This window comes from Myceligenerans halotolerans, from assembly GCF_054782975.1.
In genome coordinates this window covers 19,908-44,079 of the sequence record NZ_BAAGRL010000011.1, presented here as the reverse complement: position 1 = coordinate 44,079, position 24,172 = coordinate 19,908, and the positions used below count along the sequence as shown (strand labels likewise).

Below are 24,172 nucleotides of genomic sequence, written 5' to 3'. Positions count from 1 at the left end.
GGCTGGGCCGCGCGACCTTTCGTTCGTATCTGGAATCGTATATGTTCCTGAGTGGGGCGACGACGACGCCACCGCACGTCGACACCGAGGTCGAGCGAGAGGGCACCATCCATGCAGTTCCACCACCACGGATACGTGACGTCCGACCCCCGGGTCCTGCCCGCAGCCGGGACCGGCGTCAGCCGCCCGGACGAGCTGCCCGACGAGGTGGACGTCCTCATCGTGGGCAGCGGCCCGGCGGGCATGATCGCCGCGGCCCAGCTCGCGCAGTTCCCCGAGATCACCACCCGCGTCGTGGAGCGGCGCCCGGGCCGCCTGGAGATGGGCCAGGCCGACGGCATCCAGGCGCGCAGCGTCGAGACCTTCCAGGCGTTCGGCTTCGCCGAGCGGATCACCGCCGAGGCGTACCGCATCACCGAGATGGCGTTCTGGAAGCCGGACCCCGCTCGCCCGGATCACATCGTCCGCACGGCCCGCGTGCCTGACGACCCGCACGGCATCACCGAGTTCCCCCACCTCATCGTGAACCAGGCACGCGTGCTGGACTACTTCGCGGAGGTCGCCGCCGACTCCCCCGCCCGGATCACGCCGGACCACGGCTGGGAGTTCGCAGGCCTCACGGTGGACGACGACGGCGTCACCGTCACGCTCCGCCGCACCGCCGGCCCCGACAAGGGCACCGAGCGCACCGTCCGCGCGAAGTTCGTGCTCGGGGCCGACGGCGCCCGCAGCGCCGTCCGGGAGGCGATCGGCCGCGAGCTCGTCGGCGACCAGGCCAACCACGCCTGGGGCGTGATCGACGTCCTCGCGGTGACCGACTTCCCCGACGTGCGCACCAAGTGCGCCATCCAGTCGCACGACGGCGGCAGCATCCTCCTCATCCCCCGCGAGGGCGGCTTCCTGTGCCGCTGGTACGTCGATCTCGGGGAGGTGTCCGACGACGACGCCCACGCCGTGCGCGCCACCCCCGTCTCCGAGATCGTGGAGCACGCGAACCGGATCCTGCACCCGTACCGGCTCGACGTGAAGGACGTCCCCTGGCACAGCGTCTACGAGGTGGGCCACCGCCTCACCGACAAGTTCGACGACGTGCCGGCCGAGCTGACCGGGACCCGCACGCCGCGCGTGTTCATCGCGGGCGACGCCTGCCACACGCACAGCGCGAAGGCCGGGCAGGGCATGAACGTGTCGATGCAGGACGGCTGGAACATCGCCTGGAAGCTGGGCCACGTCCTGACCGGGCGCGCGCCCGAGACGCTGCTCGACACGTACTCCGCCGAGCGGCAGGTGGTGGCGCGGAACCTCATCGAGTTCGACCGCGAGTGGTCCACGCTCATGGCGACCAGGCCCGAGGACATGCCCGACCCGTCGATCCTCGAGGACTTCTACGTGCAGACCACGGAGTTCCTCTTCGGGTTCCGCACGGAGTACGAGGAGTCGATGGTCGTCGGGCCCGCGACGCACCAGGGACTGGCCGAGGGGTTCCCGGTCGGGAAGCGGTTCAAGTCCGCGCCCGTCACGCGGGTCGCGGACGGGAACCCCGTGCACCTGGGGCATCACGCCCGGGCCGACGGGCGGTGGCGCGTCTACGCGTTCGCCGACGACGACGGCGCAGGGGCCCCCGGTCTCGAGCGCTGGGCGGGGTGGCTGGCGACGTCGCCGGACTCGCCGGTCGTGCGGTACACGCCCGGGGGCACGGACCCGGACTCGGTGATCGACGCCAAGGTGATCTATCAGCGCGATCACACCCAGGTCGAGGTGGGCGACGTGCCCGGCGCCTTCCTGCCGCGCGTCGGGCCGTTCGGGCTCGTCGACTACGAGAAGGCGTACGCCGCCGACCCGGACGACGACATCTTCGCCGCGCGGGGCATCGACCGCGGGGGCGCCGTCGTCGTCGTCCGCCCGGATCACTACGTCGCGGCGGTCCTCCCGCTCGGCGCGACGGCGGACCTGGCGGCGTTCTTCGACGGCGTGCTGCTCAGGTCGTGAAGGCCCGCAGTTCGGCGACCACCTGGTCGCCGTCCTCCCGGAGGACGTCCACGTCGAGGTAGTGAGCGTCCGCGGGCTCCTGGGTCAGGTCGACCTGCACGCAGGCGATCGCTTCGACGCAGGGCTCGTCGGCGAGCTCGGGGGCGCCGGGGAGTTCCGCCAGCCAGGCATCCAGGGCCTCGCGGGACGTGGTGATCTCACCCTGGACGTACCAGTCCTGGAAGCTGCCGAGCTCGCACGGGCCGCCGGTGGCGCCGTCGGGCAGCGACTCCTGCCCCACCGCCGTGGCGATCTCCACGCAGTCCACGTGCTCCGGCCGGCCGGCGTCGGCGAACCACCACCCGGCCAGCGCGAGCAGCGCGGTGTACAGCACGATCACCACCGCGACGACGATCCCGGCGATCAGCAGCCACAGCCGCCAGCCCCGCAACCTCTTCTCGGTCGGCACGTCCGTCCTCCTGATTCGTCGGCGGGCCCCATCTTGCCGCTCCCGACGCCGAGAAGCCAGGAATCAACCGAATTGCCCCCACGCCTGGGCGATACCGGGCCGGTGGGCCATGCGGTTGCTTACGCCTCCGGCCCCTGATGCGTCACCAACCTCATGGCTCACGATCGCGGGTCCTCCGGGTGGCGGCCCGCGAGCGGGATCTCCCAGCGGTAGCGCAGCGACAGCATCCGCAGCGCGAACACGAGCACCGCGATCGCGAGCCCGGTGCCCGCGTTCATCCAGCCGATCGACTCGGCGGCGCTGGTCAGCCCGGCGCCCAGCAGCGCGGCGATGGCGTACAGGCCGCGCGGGTGGAAGACCTGCGGGTCCTCGTTGGCCACGACGTCCCGGATCACCCCGCCGCCGACGGCGGTGGTCAGCCCGAGGATCGCGGCCGTGACCGGGTTCAGCCCCGCCCTCAGCGCGATCTGCGTGCCGGTGATGCAGAACAGGGCCATGCCGGCGGCGTCGAACGCGGTCAGGGCGCCCGCGTAGCGGTGCTCGCTGGCGGCGAACCAGTAGACGAGGACGGTGGCGAGCACCGGCGGCAGGAGGTGGACGGGCGACGCGAACGCGTGCGGCACACTCTGGCCGATGATGAGGTCGCGCAGGATCCCGCCGCCGAGGCCCACGCACGAGCCGAGCATCAGCGAGCCCACGATGTCGAACTGCCGGCGGGCGGCCAGCAGCGAACCCGACATCGCGAAGAAGAAGACTCCCGCCAGGTCCATGGCGAGCTGCACCCAGGTCAACGCCGCGCTCTCCCCCCGGCTCTCGGACGGCCGGCATCCGCGGCCCGTACGATGCTAGGCCGCGCCACGCCGGGCAGAAACCCGGACGGGTGTCACGCTCGTCACCCAGGTACGTAGTTCACCCAATGGCGGGCGGGGACCGGAGGCCTCTACCTTCTACTGACCGGCCAGTCACCTGTTCGTCGGGACGACGCTCCGGCCATCGCCGCCGCGAGCACCCGCACGGCAGGTCCATACCTGCGAGGGAGCAGCCCATGCGTGCCAGACCCCGAACCCGCACTGCCGTCACGGTCGTCACCGCACTGTCCGCCGTCGCGCTCGCCGCGACGGGCGCCGTGGCCGCCGTCAGCGCTGCCACCGCCGACAACACCGCAGACAGCGCCGCGGAGAGCGTCGCCGCCGCGCAGCTCGCCTGGTCCGACGAGTTCGACGGCGCGGCAGGATCCGCCCCGGACCCCGACCACTGGAACCACGAGACCGGCGACCACGGCTGGGGCAACAACGAGCTGCAGAACTACACGGACAGCCGCGACAACTCCGCGCTGGACGGCGCCGGCAACCTCGTCATCACCGCCCGTCAGGAGGCCGGCGGCGGTTACACCTCGGCCCGCATGACCACCAAGGACAAGGTGGAGCCGCAGTACGGCCGCGTCGAGGCGCGCATCCAGATCCCCCGCGGCCAGGGCATCTGGCCGGCCTTCTGGATGCTCGGCGCGCAGTTCCCGGACACGCCCTGGCCGGACTCCGGCGAGATCGACATCATGGAGAACGTCGGCTACGAGCCGCACCTCGTCCACGGCACCCTGCACGGCCCCGGCTACTCCGGCGGCGGTGGCGTGGGCGGGACCTACCAGCACCCGCAGGGCTGGTCCTTCGCCGACGACTTCCACATCTTCGCCGTCGACTGGTCCCCCGACCGGATCTCCTGGTCCGTCGACGGCGAGACCTACATGACGCGCACTCCCGCGGACGTCCCCGGTAGCTGGGTCTACAACCAGCCCTTCTTCATGATCCTGAACATCGCCGTCGGCGGTGACTGGCCCGGCTACCCCGACGGGACCACCCAGTTCCCGCAGCAGATGCGCGTCGACTACGTGCGCGTCTACGACACCGAGAGCGGAGGCGGCGGCGGGACCGGCACCGTGACCGCGAGCAACGGCATGTGCCTCGACGTGGCCTGGGCGGACACGGCGAACGGCACACCCGTCCAGCTCGCGTGGTGCAACGGCAACGCGGCCCAGGAATGGACGTTCGCGACCGACGGCTCGGTGCGCGCGCTCGGCAAGTGCCTCGACGTCGCGGGGGGCGGCACCGCACCGGGGACGCCGGTCCAGCTCTGGGACTGCAACGGCACCGGGGCGCAGCAGTGGGCCCGTGACGGCGGGGCGCTGCGCAACCCGCAGTCGAACCTGTGCCTGCAGCCGGTGGGACGGGTGCAGAACGACGGCACGCACATGGAAATCGCGGCCTGCGACGGCAGCACCGTCCAGACCTGGACCACACCGTCCTGACGCGGAGAGGCCGACCCAGGGCCTACGATCGCGCATGTGGCATCGATCGACCACGTGACACCGAGTCCCGGCGCGCGGATGGTGGCCGCCCTCGTGACGCTCACCGTGCTCCTCACGACCGGGTGCACCGGCGCCCCCTGGTCCGACGCTGCCGTCCCGAGGGGCTCCGGCGCGCCCGGACCCTCGTCGGACACCGCGCACGAGCGCGGGACGCTGCGGCGCGAGAAGCCCGCGCGATTCACGCTCGTCGCCGCTGGCGACGTCCTACCGCACGGCCCGCTCAACGACAGCGCGACACGGAACGGCGCCATCGACTACACCCCGCTCCTGGCCGGGCTCGACCCCTGGGTGCGGCAGGCCGATCTGGCGTTGTGCCACCTGGAGGCGCCCGTCGCTCCCCCGGGCACCGCGCCGACCGGGTACCCGGCGTTCGGGGCGCCGGAGGAACTCATCAGGGACCTCGCGGAACAGGGCTGGGACGGCTGCTCGACGGCCTCGAACCACTCGATGGACCGGGGTGTCGACGGCGTCGCCGCGACGCTCGAGGCGCTCGACGACGCCGGGCTCGGGCACGTGGGCACCGCCCGCGACGCCGACGAGAGCGCCCCGCAGCGCTACACGCTCGATCGCGCCGGGCGGCCGCTCACGGTGGCGCACCTGTCGGCCACGTACGGACTCAACGGGTTCTCCGTCCCCGAGGACCAGCCGTGGGCCGTGGACCTGCTGAAGGCCGACCGGGTCATCCGTGAGGCGGCCGCGGCCCGCGAGGACGGCGCGGAACTCGTGGTGGTGAGCATGCACGCCGGGGCGGAGTACGTGGCCGAGCCCACCGACGAGCAGCGGGCGTTCGCGCGCAAGCTGGCGGCCTCGCGGGAGGTCGACCTGATCATCGGGCACCACGCGCACGTCCCCCAGCGCATCTCGCGGCTCGACGGCGGTCCCGGCGACTCCGGCATGTGGGTGGCCTACGGACTCGGGAACATGATCTCCAACCAGAGCTCCGAGTGCTGCGACGCGCGGACCTCGAACGGCGTGCTGCTGACGGCGACCGTGAACCAGCCCGAGCCAGGCGCGGCCGCGCGCGTCACGGGCGTCGAGTGGACCGCCACCACCGTCGACCGGGCGGCGGGTCACCGGCTGCGGGCGCTCGTCGACGCGATCGACGACCCGGGCTCCGGGAGGCTCTCCGCGGCCGAGCTCCGCCTGCGCTCGGACGCGGTGCGCGACGCCGTCGGCGGCACCGCCCCGGAACGCACCGAACCGCCCGCGCCGACGGGTGAGGAACCCCGGATCTCGCGCTGAGCGCCGAGCGAGTGCCGCCGGAACTGCCGGTCATGAGCGACATCGACCGCCATAAATACCATTAATCCTTTTGGGATCAATTGGCGGTCGTAGAATCATTTGAAGAGCGCGGGCCACAATTCTCTCTCGGCGTGCGTTTGCGCCAGGACATGTCAAACTCACCTTTAAGTGAGAGCGCCCCTCAAAGGCCACGAGATCATTTCCGGAGCCTTTGAACCGGGTCCTGACGGCGGAGGTGCAGACCATGGAAAAGCGAATCGACACCCCTGCGGGAATTCCCCTGTCGCGCCGGGGCACCCTGGTTCTCGGTGCCGCGGCATCACTGGCGTTCGTCGCGCACGCACCGGACGGTGCCGCCGCGACCGCCGCGAACGGCTCGGGCGGCCAGGGCGGCCTGCGCGCCGTCGACCGCTTCGACGACCTGCGGGAGCGCTGGCTGGACTTCCTGCTCGGCACCACCGGACTCGGCCTCGACTCCCCCGCCGTGATCGAGCGGAACCGTCGCCTGTCCGAGTACGCCGCGTGGGCCTACGACCACGCCGACCGCCACCCCGACCCCGGCGACAGCATCTGGCCGGACCTGCCCCTGAGCGGCCCCGATCCGGCGAACCTCACGACCACGTACCGGCGGATCCTCAAGATCGCCACCGCCTGGGCGACACCCGGGACGGACCAGCACGAGAACGAGGCCGTCGAGCGGACGCTGCTCCGGTGGTACCGGCACCTGACCGACCACTGGTACCACGCCGGCGCCGCACCGTCCGGGAACTGGTGGTTCTGGGAGATCGGGATCCCGCGCGTACTCGGCGACCTCACCCTGATCCTGCAGGACCGCCTCCCGCGGCCCGACGCCGGCCGGGCCCTGGACGCGATCCGCGCCTTCAGCCCCGACCCCGCCCGGATCGAGGCGAGCGACAGCCCGTCCACGGGCGCGAACCGCGCCGACAAGGTGCTCAGCTGTCTCCTGCGGGGCGTCGCCGGGCATGCGCCCGAGGACATGTCGCTCGCGCGCGACGCGGTGGTGGATCTCCTCTCGTACACCACGTCCGGCGACGGGTTCTACGCCGACGGCTCCTACATCCACCACCTCTGCATCCCGTACGCCGGGACCTACGGCAAGGCCGCGCTGGCCGCCGTCGCCCCGGCCGTGATGCTGCTCGACGGCACCCGGTGGAGCCTCTCCTCGCAGCTCATGCGCCCCCTCCTGAACAGCCCGACGCTGACGTTCGCGCCGTTCATCTGGAACGGCCGCATGATGGAGACCGTCCGCGGCCGCGCCGTGGCCCGCGAGCACGAGCGCGACTACCGGGACGCCTGGGGCGCGGCGGAGGCCGTCATGCTGCTGGCCGAGCACGTCGACGAGCCGTACCGCTCCCGGTACCGGTCCCTCGCGAAGGGGTGGCTGGCGCGGTGCGGCGAGGACTACAAGCCCACCAGCCTCTCCGACCTGCGGCGCGCCCAGGCGATCCTGGCCGACGCCGGCGTCGAGCCCGCGCCGGAGTCTCCGGGGAACGTGCAGTTCGGCGTCCAGGAGCGGATGGTGCACCGCGGCCAGGGCTGGGCGTTCACCGTCGCGACGTCGTCGGAGCGGATCGGCAGGTTCGGCTGGGGCAACGGCGAGAACCGGTACGGCTGGCACCAGGGCGACGGCGCGTCGTACCTGTACCTCGACAGCGACCAGGGGCAGTTCTCCGACGACTACTGGCCCACCGTCGACCCGTACCGGCTGCCCGGCACCACCGCATCGCTCGCCGAGCGCGCACCCGGGCCGGACTCCGGGACGCCCGTCCCGGAGGCGGCCAACCGCTGGGGCGGCGGCGCCGGGCTGTCCCGCCGCTGGGGCACGACGGGCATGGATCTCACCAACGAGCTCGGCGACGTCCGGGCCAAGAAGTCGTGGTTCCTGCTCGACGACTCCGTCGTCGCGGTCGGCTCCGGCATCGTCGTCACCGGCCCCGGCGCGGAGACCACCGTCGAGAACCGGTCGTTCCCCGCCGGCACCGCCCCCGGATTCGTCGTCGACGGACGCACGGTCGCCCCCGGCGACCGGACCGGCCTCGACGCGCCCCGGTGGGCGCACCTGGACGGCGTCGCCGGTTACGTCTTCCTCGGCTCCTACGCCGCGCGGGCGTCGGTCGCGGAGCGCACCGGCTCGTGGCACGACATCAACGTGGGCGGCGACACCGCCGGCTCACGCACGCCGCTGACCCGCACCTACGCCACCCTGTCGCTCACGCACCCCAGCGGCACCGGCGGGGACCGGTACGCCTACATGATCCTGCCGCGGGCGTCGGCGGCCGCCACCCGCGCGTACGCGGCGAGCGGCGCCACGACCGTGCTCCGCGACGACCCCCGCGCGCACGTCGTCCGCGCCGCGCGCGGGAACCGGTGGTTCCTGTTCGCCCATCTCTTCGAGGCGGTCGACGACGGTGTCGTGCGCGCCGACGGCCCCTGTGCGGTCGTCGCGACCGGGACCGCCGACGTCGCCCGGATCGCGGTGTCCGACCCGGCGAAGTCCGACGAGCAGCGCTCGATCCTGCTCCAGCTCGGCGGCTGGTACCCCGAACTCGCCCGGGCCGACAGCCGGCTCACGGTCCGCGCGGGCCAGATCGTCCAGATCCTGGCCGACCTGGACGGTGCCCGCGGTGCGTCGTACGAGGCCGTGCTGACGACCTAGCTTGTACGGTTCACCCATGCGACTGGCCGTCCTCGACATCGGTTCCAACACCGGCCACCTCCTCGTGGTCGACGCCCACGGCGGGGCCGCCCCGCTGCCGGCGTCGTCGTACAAGGAGCCCCTGCGGCTGGCGGAGCACCTCGACGCGGCGGGCGCGGTCACACCGTCGGGCATCGACGCGCTGGCCGAGTTCACCGCGGAGTCGATCCGCATCGCGGAGGACCGGGGCTGCGCCGACCTGCTGGCGTTCGCGACGTCGGCGGTACGCGACGCCGTCAACGCGGACGAGGTGCTCGACACCGTTGCCGAGCGCACCGGGACCCGGATCGAGGTGCTCCGGGGCGAGGACGAGGCACGGCTGACGTTCCTCGCCGCGCGCCGCTGGTTCGGCTGGTCGGCCGGGCGGCTGGCCGTGTTCGACATCGGCGGCGGGTCGCTGGAGATCGCCGCCGGCAAGGACGAGCTGCCCGACGTCGCCTGGTCCCTCCCCCTCGGCGCGGCCCGCCTGGCCCGATCGATGGAACAGCCGGGCGACGAGACGGAGGTGCGGGCGCTGCGCCGCCGGATCCGCGTCGACATCGCGCAGGACGCGGGCAACCTCCTGCGCCAGGGCCGCCCGGACCGGTCGGTGGCGACCTCCAAGACGTTCCGCTCCCTGGCCCGGATCTGCGGCGCGGCGCCCGAGGCCGAAGGACTGCTCGCGCGCCGGGTGCTGCCGCTGGACGCGCTGCGCGAGTGGATCCCGAAGCTCGCCGGGATGACGCACAAGCAGCTCGCCACGCTGCCGGGCGTGTCGCCGCGGCGGGCGCACCAGATCGTGCCGGGCGCGCTCGTCGCGGAGGCGTGCATGGACATCTTCGACCTGTCCGAGCTGGAGATCTGCCCGTGGGCGCTGCGCGAGGGCGTCATCCTGGAGCGGCTGGACACGATGCCGCACCGCGGGGCTATCTGACCAGGCGGCGGGACTGCGCGTGCAGGCGCTCGGTCATCGCGGTGATCCAGCCGACGACGGCAGCCCGCTGGTGCTCGTCATACGCATCGACCAGGGCCGACGCCTCGCGCTCCAGGGTCGCGAGCGCGTCGGCGAGCACCGGGTCGGTGGGCGCCCCGGTGCTCGAGATCAGCACGCGGCGCCCGTCCGTCGGACACGGCTCGCGGCGTACGTAGCCGCCCTCGACCAGGCGGTTCACCAGCCCTGTGACCGCGCCGGCGGTGAGGCCGGTCTGCTCGGCGAGCTCGCTCGCGGCCAGCGGGCCGCACCGCTCGATCACGCTCAGGGCCTTGTGGTCACCGGCCGACAGGCCGCGCCGGACGCCGATCGCCTCGTGGAACAGCACGAAGGCGTCGGCCAGGTCGGAGGCGAGGCGCGCGTTCACGCCCTACACCTTAGAGCCGTCGCGACGATGAACACCGTCGACACCGCGCCGATGAGCAGGCACATCGCCGCCAGGAGCCCGAGCATGGCGGCGCCGGGCATCACCGGCTCCACCGGCTGCGAGCCCGCGGCGCGCAGCCGGGCGTTGAGCGTGCGGAAACGCAGCGTGCCGACCCGGAGCAGGACGAGCCCGCCGGCCAGCGCCAGCAGGGGCAGCAGCAGGCCGAGCACGTGGTGGCTCTGTCCCAGGTAGCGCGCCGCGAGGACCGTCCCGGCCGTGACGGTCAGGACCGTACGCCGCCAGGCCAGCTCCGCGCGTTCGGGCTGGAGACCCGCGTCCCACGGATAGCTCACGGCGTCGGCCCCACGATCAGGGCGGCGCCGACCAGCACGGCGACGACGAACAGGCCGATCACGGCCGGCAGCGCGGACAGCGGCGACGGCAGCGGGCGCTGGTGGCGCAGCGCCTGCTCGGTGCGCACCCAGCCGAACCAGGCCTCCCAGACCAGGGCGATCCCGGTGGCGACGAGGATCAGGGACGCGATCAGCCGTAGTGTCGGATCGAGCGGCGTGGCCAGCGCCTCCAGCGCCACGGCGCCGGCGATGAACGCCAGCGCCGTGCGGATCCACGCGAGGAAGGTGCGCTCGTTGGCCAGCGAGAAGCGCACGTCGGGCTCGTCGCCGTGGCCGTAGATACGGCGGGGCAGACGGCGCTCGGGCCTCACTGGTCGTCCCTTCCGTACGGGCTCACTACTCTGCTGACACGGGAATTCCAGCATACGGAACCGCCGCCGTCACACCGACTCCAGGACCGCTCGGGCCGCGTTGTGGCCGCCGAGGCCGGAGACGGCGCCGCCGCGCCGTGCGCCCGAGCCGCACAGCAGCACGGCGGGGTGGTCCGTGGCCACGCCCCAGCGGGCCGCGGGGCCGGCGAGGTCGGTCTCGTCACCGGCCCAGGGCCAGGCGAGGTCACCGTGGAAGATGTGCCCGCCCGGCATGTTCAGGTCGGCCTCGATGTCCTGCGGGATCTTCGCCTCGATGCAGGGCGCCCCGTCGGCGTCGCGGGCGACCACGGACGCGATCGGGTCCACCAGGTGCTCGTCGAGGGACGCGATCGCACGCGCCACGGCCTCGGCCTTGCGCTGCTCGCGGGTGGCGGGGTCGTCGAACAGGGTGGCGGGCAGGTGCAGGCCGAAGTAGGTGAGCGTGTGGGTACCCGCGGGGACGTCGCCGAGGATCGTCGGGTCGGTCAGGGAGTGGCAGTAGACCTCTCCGGGCATGCGGCTCGGCACCTGGCCGGCCGCGGCCTCGGCGTACGCGGTCTCCAGCTCGCGGTAGCCCTCGCCGAGGTGGAGCGTGCCGGCGAAGGCGACCCGCGGATCCTCGCCGGACCTGAGCCGGGGCAGCCGGTCCAGCAGGAGGTTCACCTTGAGCTGTGCGCCGACCGGCTTGTCCGACGGATCCGGGACCTCGCCGAGCAGCCCCGACAGCACCCAGGGCGCAACGTTCGCCAGCACGAACCGCGCCCGCAGCGTCCGCCCGGCGACCCGCACCTCGGCGCCGTCGTCCCCGGCGTGGATCGCCGTGACCTCCGCGCCGGTCACCAGTTCCGCGCCCGCCGCCTCCGCGGCCCTGGCCAGGGCGCCGGTGACGGCGCCCATGCCGCCGACCGGAACCTCCCACTCCCCCGTCCCGTTCCCGATCAGGTGATAGAGGAAGCACCGGTTCTGCACCAGCGAGTCGGCGTGCAGGCTCGCGAACGTCCCGATGAGGGCGTCCGTCGCGACGACGCCCCGCACCGTGTCGTCGCGGAAGCGGCGCTCCACGGCCTCGCCGAGCGGGTGCTCCACGAGGTCCCGCCAGATCTCGGCGTCCACCTGCGCGCGCAGTTCCCGTTCCCGGGGCAGGGGCGCGGTGAGGGTGGGAGCGATCACGCCGGCCAGCTCGCCGACCGACGCGTAGAACGCGCGCCACGCCTCGTACGCGGCGTCGGACCCCGTCACGGACCGGAAGGAGGCGGCCGTCGCGGCGCCCTCCGGGCGTTCCACGAGCAGACCGCCCGGCACGCCGTCGCGGACCACGGGCGTGTACGACGCCGTGACGCGCGGCGCCAGCCGCAGGTCGAGCCCGAGCTCGCGCACCACCTGCGCGGGCAGCAGGGAGACCAGGTACGAGTACCGGGAGAGCCGGGCCGGGTGCCCGGGGAAGGCGCGGGCGGAGACGGCGGCGCCGCCCGTCCGGTCCAGGCGTTCGAGGACGGCCACCGACAGGCCGACCCGCGCCAGGTACGCGGCGGCGGTCAGGCCGTTGTGCCCGCCTCCGGCGATGACGACATCGTAGGGAGTGATCATATCGCCATTGTCGCGTATCACGGTTGTGGTTGTCTTACCTGCATTAGACGTGAACGTCATGAACGCCATACCCATTACGTCAACTTCTCAGGTTGTCGCATGTTCGCGCTGTGAAGCTCTTCAAATGATCGGCGCGTCTACCTTGATATCAGGCGGCAGCGTGATAAGGCCGCCGGTCCAACACGAAGGAGAAACATCATGGGTATTCTGGACGGAATCCTCGCGGCCATTGCCGCACTCCTCTCCAGCCTGGGGCTGCCGATCGCACTGCCGGAGCTGCCGGGCCTCCCCCTCCCGCTCTGATCCGCCCAGACCTCGCACCGACGCCGGGGCATCCCTCACCAGGGGTGCCCCGGCGTCGCGTCAGGTCAGGGCTCGGCACGCAGCAGGACCGTCGCGCAGCCGATCAGCCCGCCGAGCAGGACCAGCGCGGCCGCGAGGACGTAGCCGTTGTCGCGGGTCTCGAGGGCGATCCAGCCGAGGACCGCGCTCGCGACGACACTGGCGCCGAGGATCGGCCAGACGGCGCGCCGTCCGAACCGGAACAGCAGCGCCCCGGCGAACGCCGCGAGCAGACCTCCGGCCAGCCCGCTCAGCACCTCGGTGGAGAACGCTTCGAAGTCCACGCCGGCAGTATTCCACGACCGCGCCCTCGCGGTGAGCTCGATGCACATGCTCGGCATCGGACTCACCGCGAGGGCGCGGCGTTCACTCTCGAGGAGCTAGGTTCAGCTCTCCGGCGGCGTCGACATGCAGCCGTGGGCCGAAGCCTCGGCGTGGCCGATCGTGATGTCCGCCAGGCCGTCGAGCTTGACGACCACGGCGGTCACGGCAATGCCGGTACCCATCTCGGTGGGCACCTGCTTGTTGACGACGATCTCGCCACCCGGGATCTGGATCGCGACGTTCGGGTCGTCCACGAGAATGGTCTCGTTGCCGATCCGCAGCGTCAGGTCGACATCACCCGACACCCTGTCGCACGAGGCGACAGCGGTCGCCGTCAGGTCCTCGACGATGATCGCCGGGGTGCCGAGCACGTTGACCGAGGCTTCCTCGATCGTGGTCTCGGAGACCACGGTGTCGGTTGCCGTGTCGACGGACACGCTCGGGCACAGAACACCGGCGTCGAGCAGGCTGGACTCGACCGACACCGTGCAACCCGGGTCCACGACCACGTCCTCGGACGTGGAGACCTCACCGGTGTCCGGCTGCGCCGGCAGGACGACCGCCCCGAGCAGGTCGACGGCAGCGCCGTAGGCCTGGCCGTTGTAGTACTCAGCGGCAGCCTCCGCCGTGGCCTCGCCCTCGATGGCCTGAGCCGTCGCCGGCACCACGGCCGACCCGACGAGCAGTGCCACGACCGGCACCAGCTTGATCATTCGCATTCGATATTCCTCCCCATGGAGTTGCTTCTTACGGACATGCGTCGTGGCGAACCGGTCCGGGGGGAACTGGGCAACAGATCAGCACCTTGCGCACCGCGACGCGCCATTATCTTCCGACGCATCACCCATTCCGCGTATCGCCCGCATGGCTGGACAAAGCGCGACTCGCGTTGTTGGAGACGATTTCATGCATCGCCGCTGAAACCGCCATTGCCGCAGACGAGATCAGCTTTTTCGCCCGTTGGCGCCCTCGCGGCGACGGACCCGGGCGGACTAGGTTGACCGCATGAACTTCGATGGCACGGTGGCTCTCGTGACCGGCGCGGCCCACGGCATCGGCGCCGCGACCGCCCGGCGTCTGCACAGCGACGGCGCCACGGTCGTCGTCGCCGACCACGACACGGACGCCGCGCGGGCCCTGGCCCGCGACCTCGGGACACGCGCCCTCGCGACCGCCTGCGACATCCACGACCGCGACTCGGTGGATGCCGCCGCCGACGCCGCGCGGTCCGCCTTCGGACGCCTCGACCAGCTCGTCACGGTCGCCGGCGGGTCGGTTCCGACCCCGGATCCGGAGGAGGTCTCGGACGAGCAGTGGAGCCGGCTCGTCGACCTCAACCTCACCGGCACCATGCGGTGCGTCCGCGCCGCGCTGCCGCTGCTGCGCGAGTCCCCGCGCCCCGCCGTCGTCATGGTCTCCTCGGTGAACGGCCTCGCGGCGTTCGGCGACGAGCCGTACTCGGCCGCCAAGGCCGGTCTGTCGGTGCTCGCGAGGAACTACGCCGTCCGCTACGGCCCGGCGGGCATCCGCTTCAACGTGGTCGCGCCCGGCACCGTCCGCACGCGGGTCTGGGACTCCCAGGACGGGGCGCTCGAGCGCCTCGCTCCCCTCTATCCCCTCCGCCGGGTCGGGGAGCCCGAGGACATCGCGGCCGCCATCGCGTTCCTCGTGTCCGACGACGCCGCCTGGATCACCGGCGTCACCCTCCCGGTCGACGGCGGCATCCTCGCCGGTCCGCTCCAGACCATGTTCCCGGAGCGGTGATGCCCGGTACAGTCACCGGATGAAAATGGACAATGAGGTCACTCTGGATACAACCGATGCGGCGCCTCGCTGGAAGATCATCGGCCCTGGCATCGTCGTCGCCGCCACCGGCATCGGGGCCGGCGACCTCGTCGCCACGATGGTGGCCGGCAGCCAGTACGGCTACGCCCTGCTGTGGGCGGCCGTCGTCGGCGTGCTGATCAAGATCGTGCTGGTGGAGGGCGCGGGGCGGTGGACGCTCGCGACCGGCCGCACGATCTTCGACGGCTGGAAGCAGCTCGGGCGGTGGGCCACGATCTACTTCGGCATCTACATCGTGCTGTGGGGCTTCAGTTTCGGCGCCGCGGCGATGTCCGCGACCGGGCTGGCGCTGAACGGGCTCATGCCCGGCGTCGAGCTGCGGTGGTGGGCGATGGCGGCCGGCGTCGCGGGCCTGCTGCTGGTCTGGTTCGGCAAGTACCGGCCGTTCGAGATCATCGTCGCCGTCCTGGTGGGCGTCATGTTCCTGACGGTGGTCGGCTCGGCGATCCTGACGACGCCGCACCTCGGCGGCATCGTGAGCGGGCTCGTGCCCCGGATCCCCGAGGGCGGCGTGATCTACACGCTCGGCCTGGCGGGCGGCGTGGGCGGCACCATCACGCTCGCCGCCTACGGGTACTGGCTCGCCGAGAAGGGGTGGTCCACGCCGCGCTGGATGCGGGTCATGCGCATCGACAACGCCTGGGCGTACGTGATGTCCGGGATCTTCGTGATCGCCATGCTGATCGTCGGCGCCGAGCTGCTGTACTCCTCGGGGATCACGGTGGAGGACGGCGGCGCCGGGCTCGTGGACCTGTCCGCCATCCTCGCGGACCGCTACGGCGCGTTCATGGCCCCCGTCTTCCTGATCGGGTTCGCGGCCGCCACGTTCTCCTCGGTGCTCGGGGTCTGGCACGGCGTGTCGCTGATGTTCGCCGACTTCGTCGCGACGTCGCGCGGCCTGCCCGCCGACGACCGTCGCCGCGGCGCCGGCGGCCTCTACTACCGCGCGTACATCCTGTGGCTGACCGTCCCGCCGATGGGGCTGCTGTTCCTGGACCGGCCCATCGCCCTGGTCATCGCCTACGGCGCGCTCGGCTCGCTGTTCATGCCGTTCCTGGCGATCACCCTGCTGTTCCTGAACAACTCGTCGAGCGTGCCGCGCCGGTGGCGCAACCGCTGGTGGGTCAACGTGATCCTGGCGGCCGTGGCGGCGATGTTCCTCCTGCTCGGCTACAACCAGCTCGCGAGCGCCCTCGGCGAGGTGGTGCCGCTGCCGACGCTCGGGTTCTGATCACTGGTACCCGCGGATCTCCTTGAAGGCCTCGCCGATCGAGCTCTCCGCGACGTCGAAGACCCGGCCGCCGGTCGTCTCGGCGAGCCGGGCGACGTCGGTGCGCGCTCGTTCGTCGTCGCCCAGCATGACGACGAACGTCGGCACGCCGAGCCCGGCCCAGCCCTCGTCGTGGTACGCCGCCTCGAACTCGTCGAGCGAGATGCCGCGGTTGTTCTCGCCGTCAGTCATGAGGACGACGGAGGTGTAGTAGCCCTCGTTGGTGGGGTCGTCGAGGATCTCGCGGTACGCCTGGGCAAGGCTCTCGTAGACGGCGGTGGTGCCGCCCTGGGCGCGGAGCGCGCGCACGGCGTCCCGGATCGGGTCGAGCTCGGCCGGGTCCGCCTCGGGGTCCTGGAGATCGAAGGTCACGAGGTCGCCCGGCTCGGTCGCGTAGGGCAGGATCGCGACCCGCTCGCCCTGGCGGAACCGCGTGAAGTTCCCGGTCACGGACGTGTCGTTGCCCGTCAGGTCGCCGAAGGCCTGCTGCAGCTGGTTCAGCCGCGTGCCCGCCATGGACCGGGAGTCGTCGAGCACGTAGACCACGTTCGCCGGGTCGCGGTAGTCCTTCAGGTAGTTGGCGATCAGCCGGTCGGCCGTGTTCAGGTCCTCCGGCAGCGCCACGGGTGCCGGGTCGGCCCGGGGGATGGCGGGGTCCGGCAGGGCCGCGCCGGCCGTCTGCGGGCGCCGGTACGACACCCGGGTCAGCAGCTCCTGCGTCTCGGTCTCGGAGAGCCACTCGTCGATGCGCTCGAACAGCTCGCCCTGCTCGGCGTCCAGCAGCGTGAGCGGGTAGTCGGAGTAGACGGCGGCGTCGGGGTAGACGATCACGAGGTCCTCGGCCAGGTCGCCGGACTCGTTCAGCGCCACCAGCTCGGACTCGTAGTTGACGATCGCGTCGGCCTCGCCCTGCCGCGCGACGAACTCGTCGGCCAGCCAGCCGGAACTGCCCGCCGTGCGCACGAGTCCCGAGAAGAAGCCGGTCACGGCGTCGTCGTCCACCTGTTCGACGGTGATCGGCGAGACGCCGCCGTCGAACGCGGACGCGACGCTGACCAGTGCCGAGAAGCCGGAGTTGGACGACGCCGGGTTCGTCATGAAGAACGACAGGTCGCCCTGCCGGGCCGTCTCCGCGATCGTCGTCCACGGCACCGTGGTGCCCTGTTCCCAGCCGAGGCGCTGGGCGGCGCCCGGGCTGACGCCGAGCACGACCGGGGACCGGCCCGTCTCGCCGGTGCTGTCGCTCCACGGCTCGCGCGCCGCCGGGTTCTCCGCCTTCTTCTGGTCCCACAGCAGGTTCATGTAGCGGTCGGACGAGAACCAGGCCAGGTCGCAGTCGGCGGGTTCGCCGTCGTCGTCGCACGTCGGCGACCCGCTGACGACGGTCTCGGCGCCCTGGAGCGTGCCCTCGTAGGTGGGGACGAGCGTGACGCCGGTGGAGCGGCGCAGGTCCTCGGCGACCTCGTCGTTCTCGATGACGCTCTCCAGCTCGGAGCCGGCGAGCACGGTGAGGGTCACAGGGGCGTGCGGGCTGTAGGCGTTGCGTTGGGCCACCAGGACCAGGAAGACGACGACGATGATCACGACCGTCGTCCCGGCCGCCACGACGACCTTGTTCATGCCAGAGCCTTCCACGCGAGACGAGGCGCGCCGCCCCGGCCTCCGCACCGGACGAACGCGCCCTGACCTGCGTCATGGTGGCACGCCCGATCCGGCCACCCATATCCGACATGCCCGCCAGAACGCAGCGTTCACCGGAAGTTCATCCCGGCTGCGGGCGCAGTACGGCGAGACGCAGACGTACCAGGTGGTGTCCGTGAGCGACGACGAGCTCGTCTACGAGGCGCGCACCACCGACGGGACCGTCGTGGACGGGTTCACGGAGGACAAGTCGGACGGGACGAAGGTCGTCACGGACCACTGAGCCTGTGCACCCGTTCACCCGGCCAGGTGTCCCCATCTGGTGCGGAGGGCGTCCCAGAGGCCGGCGTCGACCTGTCGTCCGTGGTCGAGCACGACGACGTGGTCGGCCGCGTCGAGGGTCGCGGCACGGGAGGAGGAGCCCACGATCGTCCTGCCGGATGCCCGCAGCGCCGTCCAGAGGGCGGCCTCGGTACCGGCGTCCAGGGCGGAGGAGACGTCATCGACGACCAGCAGGTCAGGGTCGGCCGCGAGGGCGCGGGCGAGCGCGAGGCGCTGGACCTGGCCCCCGGACAGCCTCAGACCGCGGTGTCCGACGACGGTGCCGTGCCCGCCAGCCTCGCTGACGTCCTCGTCGAGCTGCGCGGTGACGAGCGACGAGGCCACGGCGCGGTCGTGATCGAGGTGGACGTTCTCGGCGACCGTGCCGGACACGATCCGGGGCACCTGCCCCACGAACGCGGTCCTGGTCCCGGCCAGCCGGGCCATACCGGTCAGGCGCGTCTCGTTCCAGGTGACGGCGCCGTCCAGGCGGACGAGCCCGGCGAGCCCGGCCAGCAGCGACGACTTCCCGGCGCCGACACGTCCGACGACGAGGACCGTCTGGCCGGGCCGGATCTCGAGGTGGACGTCACGCACGCCGATCGTGCCGTCGTCGTGCACGGCGCTCACCCCGGCCAGGCGGAGCCGGGCGAGCGGGCCGACCGGGACGGTCGCGGCCGAGGTCCGGTGCGTCCCGCGGACGAGGTCCACGTCGGCCGGTACGGCGGCGAGGTCGCTCGTCCCGGCGAGGCGGGTGGCGACGTCGGTCCAGCGGCGGGCGACCGGGATGCGGGTGACGACGTTCCCGGCGGTGGCGCCGACCCATCCGTAGGCGCCGATTGCCGTGTAGACCACGAGCGTCGTGGTCAGCGACCAGGTTCCGGCGACATGGAGCCACCACACCAGGACGGTCGCGGACCGTGAGACCAGCCAGGGCGCCTGCCAGACGAGGTAGGAGACACGGTCCTCGCGCTGGGCCGCGGCGACCCGCTCGGCGTCCTGCCGGCGCAGGTGGGCCAGCGCGGCGCCGGTCGCGCCGGAGAGCTTGATCGTGCGGACGGCCTCGAGCACCGACCCGAGGGCACGCCCGAACGCCGCGCGAGCATCGCCGGCCAGCCGCGCCGTATCGCCCACGAGCCGGGCGCCCAGTCCCGCGGCGCCCGCCGAGACGCCCACGACGCCGGCCGCGATGGCCACGGCGATCGGGCTGCCGGACACCCCGCCCAGGACGGCCAGGGTCGTGAGGCCGAAGGCGAACTCGCGCGCGGTCCGGGACAGGACCAGGAGCCGGTACTCCTCGAGCGTGCGGGCGGTGACCTCACCGGGAGACGGCCGTTCGACCGGGGCGTGACCGGTCTGGCCGCGCAGGATAGCCAGCCTGACCCTCAGGCGGCCCTCGGTCCACAGCATCGTCCTGGGACGTGTCTCCAGGTAGTAGACCACGCTGCTGAACAGGGCGGCGGCGATCACCCCGGCCGCGGGCCACCAGGGATTCGCCCCGGCCATGAGTGCGGTGACGAGCGCGGCCCACACCCACCCGGCGACCGCGCTGCCGGAGCCGACGACGTCGTCGAGCCACATCAGGAGTTCGGCGGGGATCCACCAGCGGGGGCGGGTCAGGGCGGCTCGCGTCGCCGTCCTGCCGACCGGGACGCGCGCTGAGCCGGCGCGCGGCCGCGTGGTGTCGTGTGCCCGGGTGCGGACGGCGCCGTGCGCGTGCGCGGCCGGGGCCGCGTCGTCGTCCCGTGTCGCGGCGGTGCCGTCGGCTTCGACGAGGGCGGCGAACCGCCCGTCCCCGGCGGCCAGCTCGTCCCAGGTGCCGTGCTCGACGATCCGTCCGTGGTCCATGACGGCGATGGTGTCGGCGACCCGCGCCGTGGCGAGCCGGTGGGCGACGACGATGCCGGTGCGTCCGGCCAGCAGGCCGCGCGCGGCGTGCGTGACGGTCCGGGAGGTGTACGGGTCCATGCGTGCGGTGGCCTCGTCGAGCACGACGACGCGCACGTCGCGGACCAGCAGCCGTGCGAACGCGACCAGTTGTTCCTCCCCGGCGCTGAGCATCACCCCGCGCGGCCCGAGGACCGTGTCCAGCCCGTCGGGGAGCCCGTCCACCCAGCCGGTCAGGCCGAGCGCCGCGATCGCGGCCCCGACCCGTTCGGCCGGGACGTCACCGAACAGCGCGATGTTCTGCCGCAGCGTCCCGGACAGGATCTCCGTGCGCTGACCCACCACCCCGACGGTGCCGCGCAGGTGCTCCACGTCCAGGTCCCGCACGTCCACGCCGTCGAGGAGCACGCTGCCGGCCGGAGGCTCGACCGCCCGGGACAGGACCTTGGTCAGGGTGGTCTTGCCCGACCCCGTACGGCCCACCAGGGCCACGGTGCGTCCGGCCGGGAGGGACAGGGAGACCGGGCCGAGCCTGAACCCGTCGCCGTCCGCGGCCGGGTAGGTGAACGTCAGGTCCCGCACGTCGATCCGCGCCCCGGGCGCGCCGCCGGCCTCGCCGAGCCGTCCCCCGAGTGCCGGCTCCTGTGCGGCGTCGAGCATGCCCCGCACGCGGGCGAGGGTCCCGAGGCCTTCCTGGATCTGCGGCAGCAGGCTCGTCAGCGTGTGAAGTCTCCGCACGAACATCGCGACCAGGAGAAAGAGCGTGACGAACCGCGCCACCTCCAGCCCGCCGTCCCGGACGGCCGCCACGCCGCCCAGCACGACCACCGCCGTCAGCCCGGCCATCACCAGCGACAGGCGCAGCGAGAACCGCGCCGAAAGGATCGACGCCGCGAGCTGGGCGCGGATCGCGGCGGCACCCGCCCGGGCGAACCTGCGCAGGACGAATGGCTGGCCGCCCACGGCCCGCATGTCGTCCCTCGCGGCCACCGCCTCCTCGAGTTGCGCGGCCGAGTCGGACCACGCCTCCTCCGCGGCCGTCGTTGCCGCCGTGATCCGCGCCCCGGTTCCCCGGACCGTCAGCAGCGCGAGCGCGCCGACGACGGGGAACAGCCACCACGCCGGCCACCACGCCACCCCCGCGGCCACCCACGCGACGACGGCTCCGACCAAGCCGTAGAACGCCACCTCCCCCAGCCGGCGGAACGCCGAGAACAGGGCGCGCGGATCGTCGTCGGTGCGCTCCAGCAACGACCCGATGGCCTGTTCCTCCAGGTCGGGCAGCGTCCGGCGCAACGTGACCGCCAGCAGTTCGCCGCGCAGCCGGGACTCACCACGCGCCGCCACGACACGCCACCATCCCGTGACGATCACGCCGCCGACGATCGTCGTGGCCGTCAGTCCGGCGAACATCCAGAACCGCTCCAGCGACGGGATCGCGACAAGATCCCCGGTGACGACGGCGAGCCACGCGTCGATGCCCGCCAGAGCCATCGTCAGCGGCACCACCGGCGCCAGGGCCCGCATCAGGTAGCCGCGCCACGAGCCGCCGGGCCGGCCGCCGGGCCGCGCCCTCTTCGAGTACCTCGGCAACGCGGTCTCCTTGATCGTGTGGCGTCTTGAACGGTGGGGGGTGCGAGGGGGCGCGTCGCCTATTCCAACCCGGATCCTCGCTGCTGCCCAGGGCATTTCTGTGGCAGGTCTGCGGCATCGGGCGCCACGCGGCCCGGCCACACGGTTCGCGCGACCGGCGGCGCGAGGGTGTCGCCGGGCTCTGCCCCCACGTGCGGCTGTCGCAGCGCGGCTCGTAGCAGTTCGAGAGTTGCCCGGACCGAGCCCTCTGCGTTGACCTCGACCGCGTCCGGCCGGCTCTGCCGGACTTCTTCCAGTGACTCCACGAGGCGTTCAGCATCCTCGGGTCCGACCAGGGCGTTGTTGATCCGGTGTTCTGTGCGGGTCGGAGCAGCTGACCGCTCGGCCAGTCGCCGGGCGAGGGCCGTGGGTCCCAGGTCGAGGATGCACTCGACGAACGTCGCGCCGCATTCCTCGGCCAGCCGCTCCAAGGATTCGATGAAGTCGGTCCGAGCCAGATACTGGCCGACGATCACGTCGTGCCCGCTCCTGAGTTGCTCGTAGGCCATTGCGAGAGCCAGCCTCCTGGCGTGCAGACCGGATGCCTGGGTGTCCTCGCTCCAGTTGCCCAGGGAGTGCTTGATGCCGTCCACGTCGAGCGGCAGCGTCAAGGGCCGATCGTGCGCCAGCAATTCTGCCAGCGTCGACTTCCCCGATCCGGGCGCACCGTTGAGCAGGATCAGGCGGGCCATGCGGAGACCCTGGCTGCGCCTGAGATTCGTGGTGGAAGTCGGTTGCAGTTCGTCGCGAACCGCAATCGTGCGTCGGTCGGCGTCGGCGAACCACAGCCGAACCGCAGCCAGCGCCCGCCGACCGCCGTCAAACCGCAGGGACACGCCGAGAACACCGGGAATTGTCGGCGTGTCGCTGCGCCTCGGCGACGGAAACCGTCCTCGCTCTGCGGTTCGGCGGACACCGGCGCACTCAGGGTGCGGCGTCAAGGGTCCTCGGGAGTCCGCTCGTCGAGCGCCTGCGACGTTCGGCGATTCGGTCGGCGCCGTCCGGCTCTGTCCTGGCAGCATGACGGCATGGAGCGTGTACTGGGAATTGGTGGCTACTTCCTGCGGGCGGCCGACCCGACGGCCCTGATCGCGTGGTATCGCGACTGTCTGGGCCTGAACCCCGAGGAGAACGACGTCTGGCACCAGGAGGCCGGGCCGACCGTCTTCGCGACCTTCGAGTCCGAGACGGACTACTTCGGATCCCGCGCCCAGCAGACCATGCTCAACTTCCGGGTCCGCGACCTGGACGCGATGCTCGCGCAACTGCGCGCCAAGGGCGCGGACGTAACGGAGGAGACGCAGGACATGGAGGGTGTCGGCCGATTCGGCTGGGTCACCGATCCGGAGGGCAACCGGATCGAGCTGTGGCAGCCCGCCTGACCGAAGACGTCACCGGGCTTCCGGACGAGCATCTCCCGATTCGTTCGCCGCCGGAACCGCCCCTGGGCGTTCGCTCTCCGCCGCGAGGCCGGCCGCGAGGAGCGTGGCGAGGCCCGAAACGTCTTGCGCGTCGAGCATGGCGATGTACGACGACCGCTGGTCGAACTGCACGATCGCCGGGAACCCGAACCGGCGGATCGTCTGCAGAGCGATGATCGCCCGTCCGGTCCGGCCGTTGCCGTCGCTGAACGGGTGGATCCGCTCGAACGCGATGTGCGCGTCCGCGACCGCCTCCAGCAGAGCTCGGTCGTCGAGATTCGCCGTCTGCCACTCCGTCTGGTCGGCCCACTGGTGGACGAGGCCCGGCACCCGTGAGGGCGGCGCCGGCTTCCATGACGCACCAGTGACGACGTTGTCGGAGGTCTTGAACTGTCCGACGTCGTGAGCCAGGTGATCCATCAGAGCCCTGTGGAGGTCGAGGACGAGGCCGGAGGAGATCGGCTCGTCGTCGGCGACGGCTCGCAGGATCCGGGCCATCGCCTGGCGGTGGTTCGCCACCTCGTACAGCTCGCGGATCGGGGTGCCCGCCGCCGGCGTTCGTTCGTCGACCAGAAGCGTGATGGTGTCCGACAGGGAGAGCGTGTTTCCCTCGATCGCCGAGGAGTGGTGGGCGAGCCGCACCAGCACGTCGTCGGCGTAGTCGGGCGTCAGCACCGCGGACTGCTGCACCTCGATCCGGAACTGCTCATGATCCCAGGTCATCGACGGGTCCGTCGGCTGTTGATGATGCCGACCAGTTCGTCCAGCCCGAGGCCCTCGTACTTGTTCACGGGCTTCACCTCGAGCACCCCGCCCTGCACGGTCACCTCGACGGGGTCACCCGCGTTCAGGCCCAGCGCGCGCAACTCGGCCGGGCTGATCGTGATGCCCGTGGAGTTGCCGATGGTGACGACCTTCTTCCTCATACGAACAGGCTAGCAGCATGTTCGTACAGGACGTGGTGCGCCTCGCGGGCGAGCGGCGGTCCGACCGGAGCCAGAAAAACTACGACACAAACCTCGCGTGCAGGACACTGGCAATCCAC

At 72.1% G+C, this 24,172-nt stretch carries 21 protein-coding genes; 8 read left to right on the top strand and 13 right to left on the bottom strand.

The features are described 5' to 3' along the window. Positions 1-111 precede the first annotated feature (111 nt). Positions 112-1,989, top strand: a complete 1,878-nt coding sequence (locus ACYVK5_RS09080; RefSeq protein ID WP_460704042.1) for an FAD-binding monooxygenase — start codon at positions 112-114, stop codon at positions 1,987-1,989. Here ACYVK5_RS09080 and ACYVK5_RS09075 read toward each other — a convergent pair. Beyond that, positions 1,979-2,437 carry a hypothetical protein gene (locus ACYVK5_RS09075; protein WP_460704040.1) on the bottom strand — a complete coding sequence of 153 codons (459 nt, stop codon included), beginning with the start codon at positions 2,435-2,437 and terminating at the stop codon, positions 1,979-1,981. The two genes, ACYVK5_RS09080 and ACYVK5_RS09075, sit on opposite strands and share 11 nt — an antisense overlap. Before the next feature lie 158 nt (positions 2,438-2,595). Next, complete coding sequence (locus tag ACYVK5_RS09070; protein WP_460704100.1) at positions 2,596-3,219, bottom strand: trimeric intracellular cation channel family protein; 624 nt, start codon at positions 3,217-3,219, stop codon at positions 2,596-2,598. 263 nt (positions 3,220-3,482) lie between these two features. On the opposite strand from ACYVK5_RS09070, the gene ACYVK5_RS09065 reads away from it, so the two are divergent. The 4 genes from ACYVK5_RS09065 to ACYVK5_RS09050 all read left to right on the top strand — a co-directional run bounded on the left by ACYVK5_RS09065 (position 3,483) and on the right by ACYVK5_RS09050 (position 9,670). Next, positions 3,483-4,739 (top strand): family 16 glycosylhydrolase, encoded by a 1,257-nt coding sequence (locus ACYVK5_RS09065; RefSeq protein ID WP_460704038.1) that lies wholly within the window; start codon positions 3,483-3,485, stop codon positions 4,737-4,739. Between the two features lie 36 nt (positions 4,740-4,775). Next, positions 4,776-6,041 carry a CapA family protein gene (locus ACYVK5_RS09060; protein ID WP_460704036.1) on the top strand — a complete coding sequence of 422 codons (1,266 nt, stop codon included), beginning with the start codon at positions 4,776-4,778 and terminating at the stop codon, positions 6,039-6,041. 244 nt (positions 6,042-6,285) lie between these two features. Continuing rightward, positions 6,286-8,718: a polysaccharide lyase 8 family protein gene (locus ACYVK5_RS09055; protein WP_460704034.1), complete on the top strand. Its 2,433-nt coding sequence runs from the start codon at positions 6,286-6,288 to the stop codon at positions 8,716-8,718. A gap of 16 nt (positions 8,719-8,734) precedes the next feature. Then, on the top strand, positions 8,735-9,670 hold the full coding sequence (locus ACYVK5_RS09050) for a Ppx/GppA family phosphatase (protein WP_460704032.1): 936 nt from the start codon (positions 8,735-8,737) through the stop codon (positions 9,668-9,670). Here ACYVK5_RS09050 and ACYVK5_RS09045 read toward each other — a convergent pair. The 6 genes from ACYVK5_RS09045 to ACYVK5_RS09020 form a co-directional block, all read right to left on the bottom strand. After that, positions 9,663-10,094, bottom strand: a complete 432-nt coding sequence (locus ACYVK5_RS09045) for a MarR family winged helix-turn-helix transcriptional regulator (RefSeq protein WP_460704030.1) — start codon at positions 10,092-10,094, stop codon at positions 9,663-9,665. The genes ACYVK5_RS09050 and ACYVK5_RS09045 overlap by 8 nt on opposite strands. Continuing rightward, on the bottom strand, positions 10,091-10,447 hold the full coding sequence (locus tag ACYVK5_RS09040; RefSeq protein WP_460704028.1) for a DUF202 domain-containing protein: 357 nt from the start codon (positions 10,445-10,447) through the stop codon (positions 10,091-10,093). The genes ACYVK5_RS09045 and ACYVK5_RS09040 overlap by 4 nt, the downstream gene beginning before the upstream one ends. Next, positions 10,444-10,818 carry a YidH family protein gene (locus tag ACYVK5_RS09035; protein ID WP_460704025.1) on the bottom strand — a complete coding sequence of 125 codons (375 nt, stop codon included), beginning with the start codon at positions 10,816-10,818 and terminating at the stop codon, positions 10,444-10,446. The genes ACYVK5_RS09040 and ACYVK5_RS09035 overlap by 4 nt, the downstream gene beginning before the upstream one ends. A gap of 69 nt (positions 10,819-10,887) precedes the next feature. Then, on the bottom strand, positions 10,888-12,444 hold the full coding sequence (locus ACYVK5_RS09030) for a phytoene desaturase family protein (protein WP_460704023.1): 1,557 nt from the start codon (positions 12,442-12,444) through the stop codon (positions 10,888-10,890). Between the two features lie 368 nt (positions 12,445-12,812). Further along, positions 12,813-13,070, bottom strand: coding sequence for a hypothetical protein (locus ACYVK5_RS09025; protein WP_460704021.1), 258 nt, complete (start codon positions 13,068-13,070; stop codon positions 12,813-12,815). Positions 13,071-13,172: 102 nt separating this feature from the next. Beyond that, positions 13,173-13,829, bottom strand: a complete 657-nt coding sequence (locus ACYVK5_RS09020) for a choice-of-anchor P family protein (RefSeq protein WP_460704020.1) — start codon at positions 13,827-13,829, stop codon at positions 13,173-13,175. Positions 13,830-14,115: 286 nt separating this feature from the next. On the opposite strand from ACYVK5_RS09020, the gene ACYVK5_RS09015 reads away from it, so the two are divergent. After that, on the top strand, positions 14,116-14,874 hold the full coding sequence (locus tag ACYVK5_RS09015; protein ID WP_460704018.1) for an SDR family NAD(P)-dependent oxidoreductase: 759 nt from the start codon (positions 14,116-14,118) through the stop codon (positions 14,872-14,874). A gap of 19 nt (positions 14,875-14,893) precedes the next feature. Continuing rightward, on the top strand, positions 14,894-16,186 hold the full coding sequence (locus tag ACYVK5_RS09010; RefSeq protein ID WP_460704016.1) for an Nramp family divalent metal transporter: 1,293 nt from the start codon (positions 14,894-14,896) through the stop codon (positions 16,184-16,186). On the opposite strand, the gene ACYVK5_RS09005 is transcribed toward ACYVK5_RS09010, so the two are convergent. The 3 genes from ACYVK5_RS09005 to ACYVK5_RS08995 form a co-directional block, all read right to left on the bottom strand. Next, the gene (locus tag ACYVK5_RS09005; protein WP_460704014.1) at positions 16,187-17,845 is read right to left on the bottom strand and encodes a vWA domain-containing protein; all 1,659 of its coding nucleotides are present in this window, start codon (positions 17,843-17,845) and stop codon (positions 16,187-16,189) included. A gap of 318 nt (positions 17,846-18,163) precedes the next feature. Further along, positions 18,164-21,667 (bottom strand): ATP-binding cassette domain-containing protein, encoded by a 3,504-nt coding sequence (locus ACYVK5_RS09000; RefSeq protein WP_460704012.1) that lies wholly within the window; start codon positions 21,665-21,667, stop codon positions 18,164-18,166. 59 nt (positions 21,668-21,726) lie between these two features. Next, on the bottom strand, positions 21,727-22,398 hold the full coding sequence (locus tag ACYVK5_RS08995) for an AAA family ATPase (protein ID WP_460704010.1): 672 nt from the start codon (positions 22,396-22,398) through the stop codon (positions 21,727-21,729). Positions 22,399-22,734: 336 nt separating this feature from the next. On the opposite strand from ACYVK5_RS08995, the gene ACYVK5_RS08990 reads away from it, so the two are divergent. Continuing rightward, positions 22,735-23,088: a VOC family protein gene (locus ACYVK5_RS08990; RefSeq protein ID WP_460704008.1), complete on the top strand. Its 354-nt coding sequence runs from the start codon at positions 22,735-22,737 to the stop codon at positions 23,086-23,088. A 9-nt stretch (positions 23,089-23,097) separates the two neighbouring features. Here ACYVK5_RS08990 and ACYVK5_RS08985 read toward each other — a convergent pair whose 3' ends face one another. Continuing rightward, positions 23,098-23,850, bottom strand: coding sequence for a Fic family protein (locus tag ACYVK5_RS08985; RefSeq protein ID WP_460704006.1), 753 nt, complete (start codon positions 23,848-23,850; stop codon positions 23,098-23,100). Further along, complete coding sequence (locus ACYVK5_RS08980) at positions 23,847-24,053, bottom strand: AbrB/MazE/SpoVT family DNA-binding domain-containing protein (RefSeq protein WP_460704004.1); 207 nt, start codon at positions 24,051-24,053, stop codon at positions 23,847-23,849. Before ACYVK5_RS08980 ends, ACYVK5_RS08985 begins: the two co-directional genes overlap by 4 nt. Between the last annotated feature and the right edge of the window lie 119 nt (positions 24,054-24,172).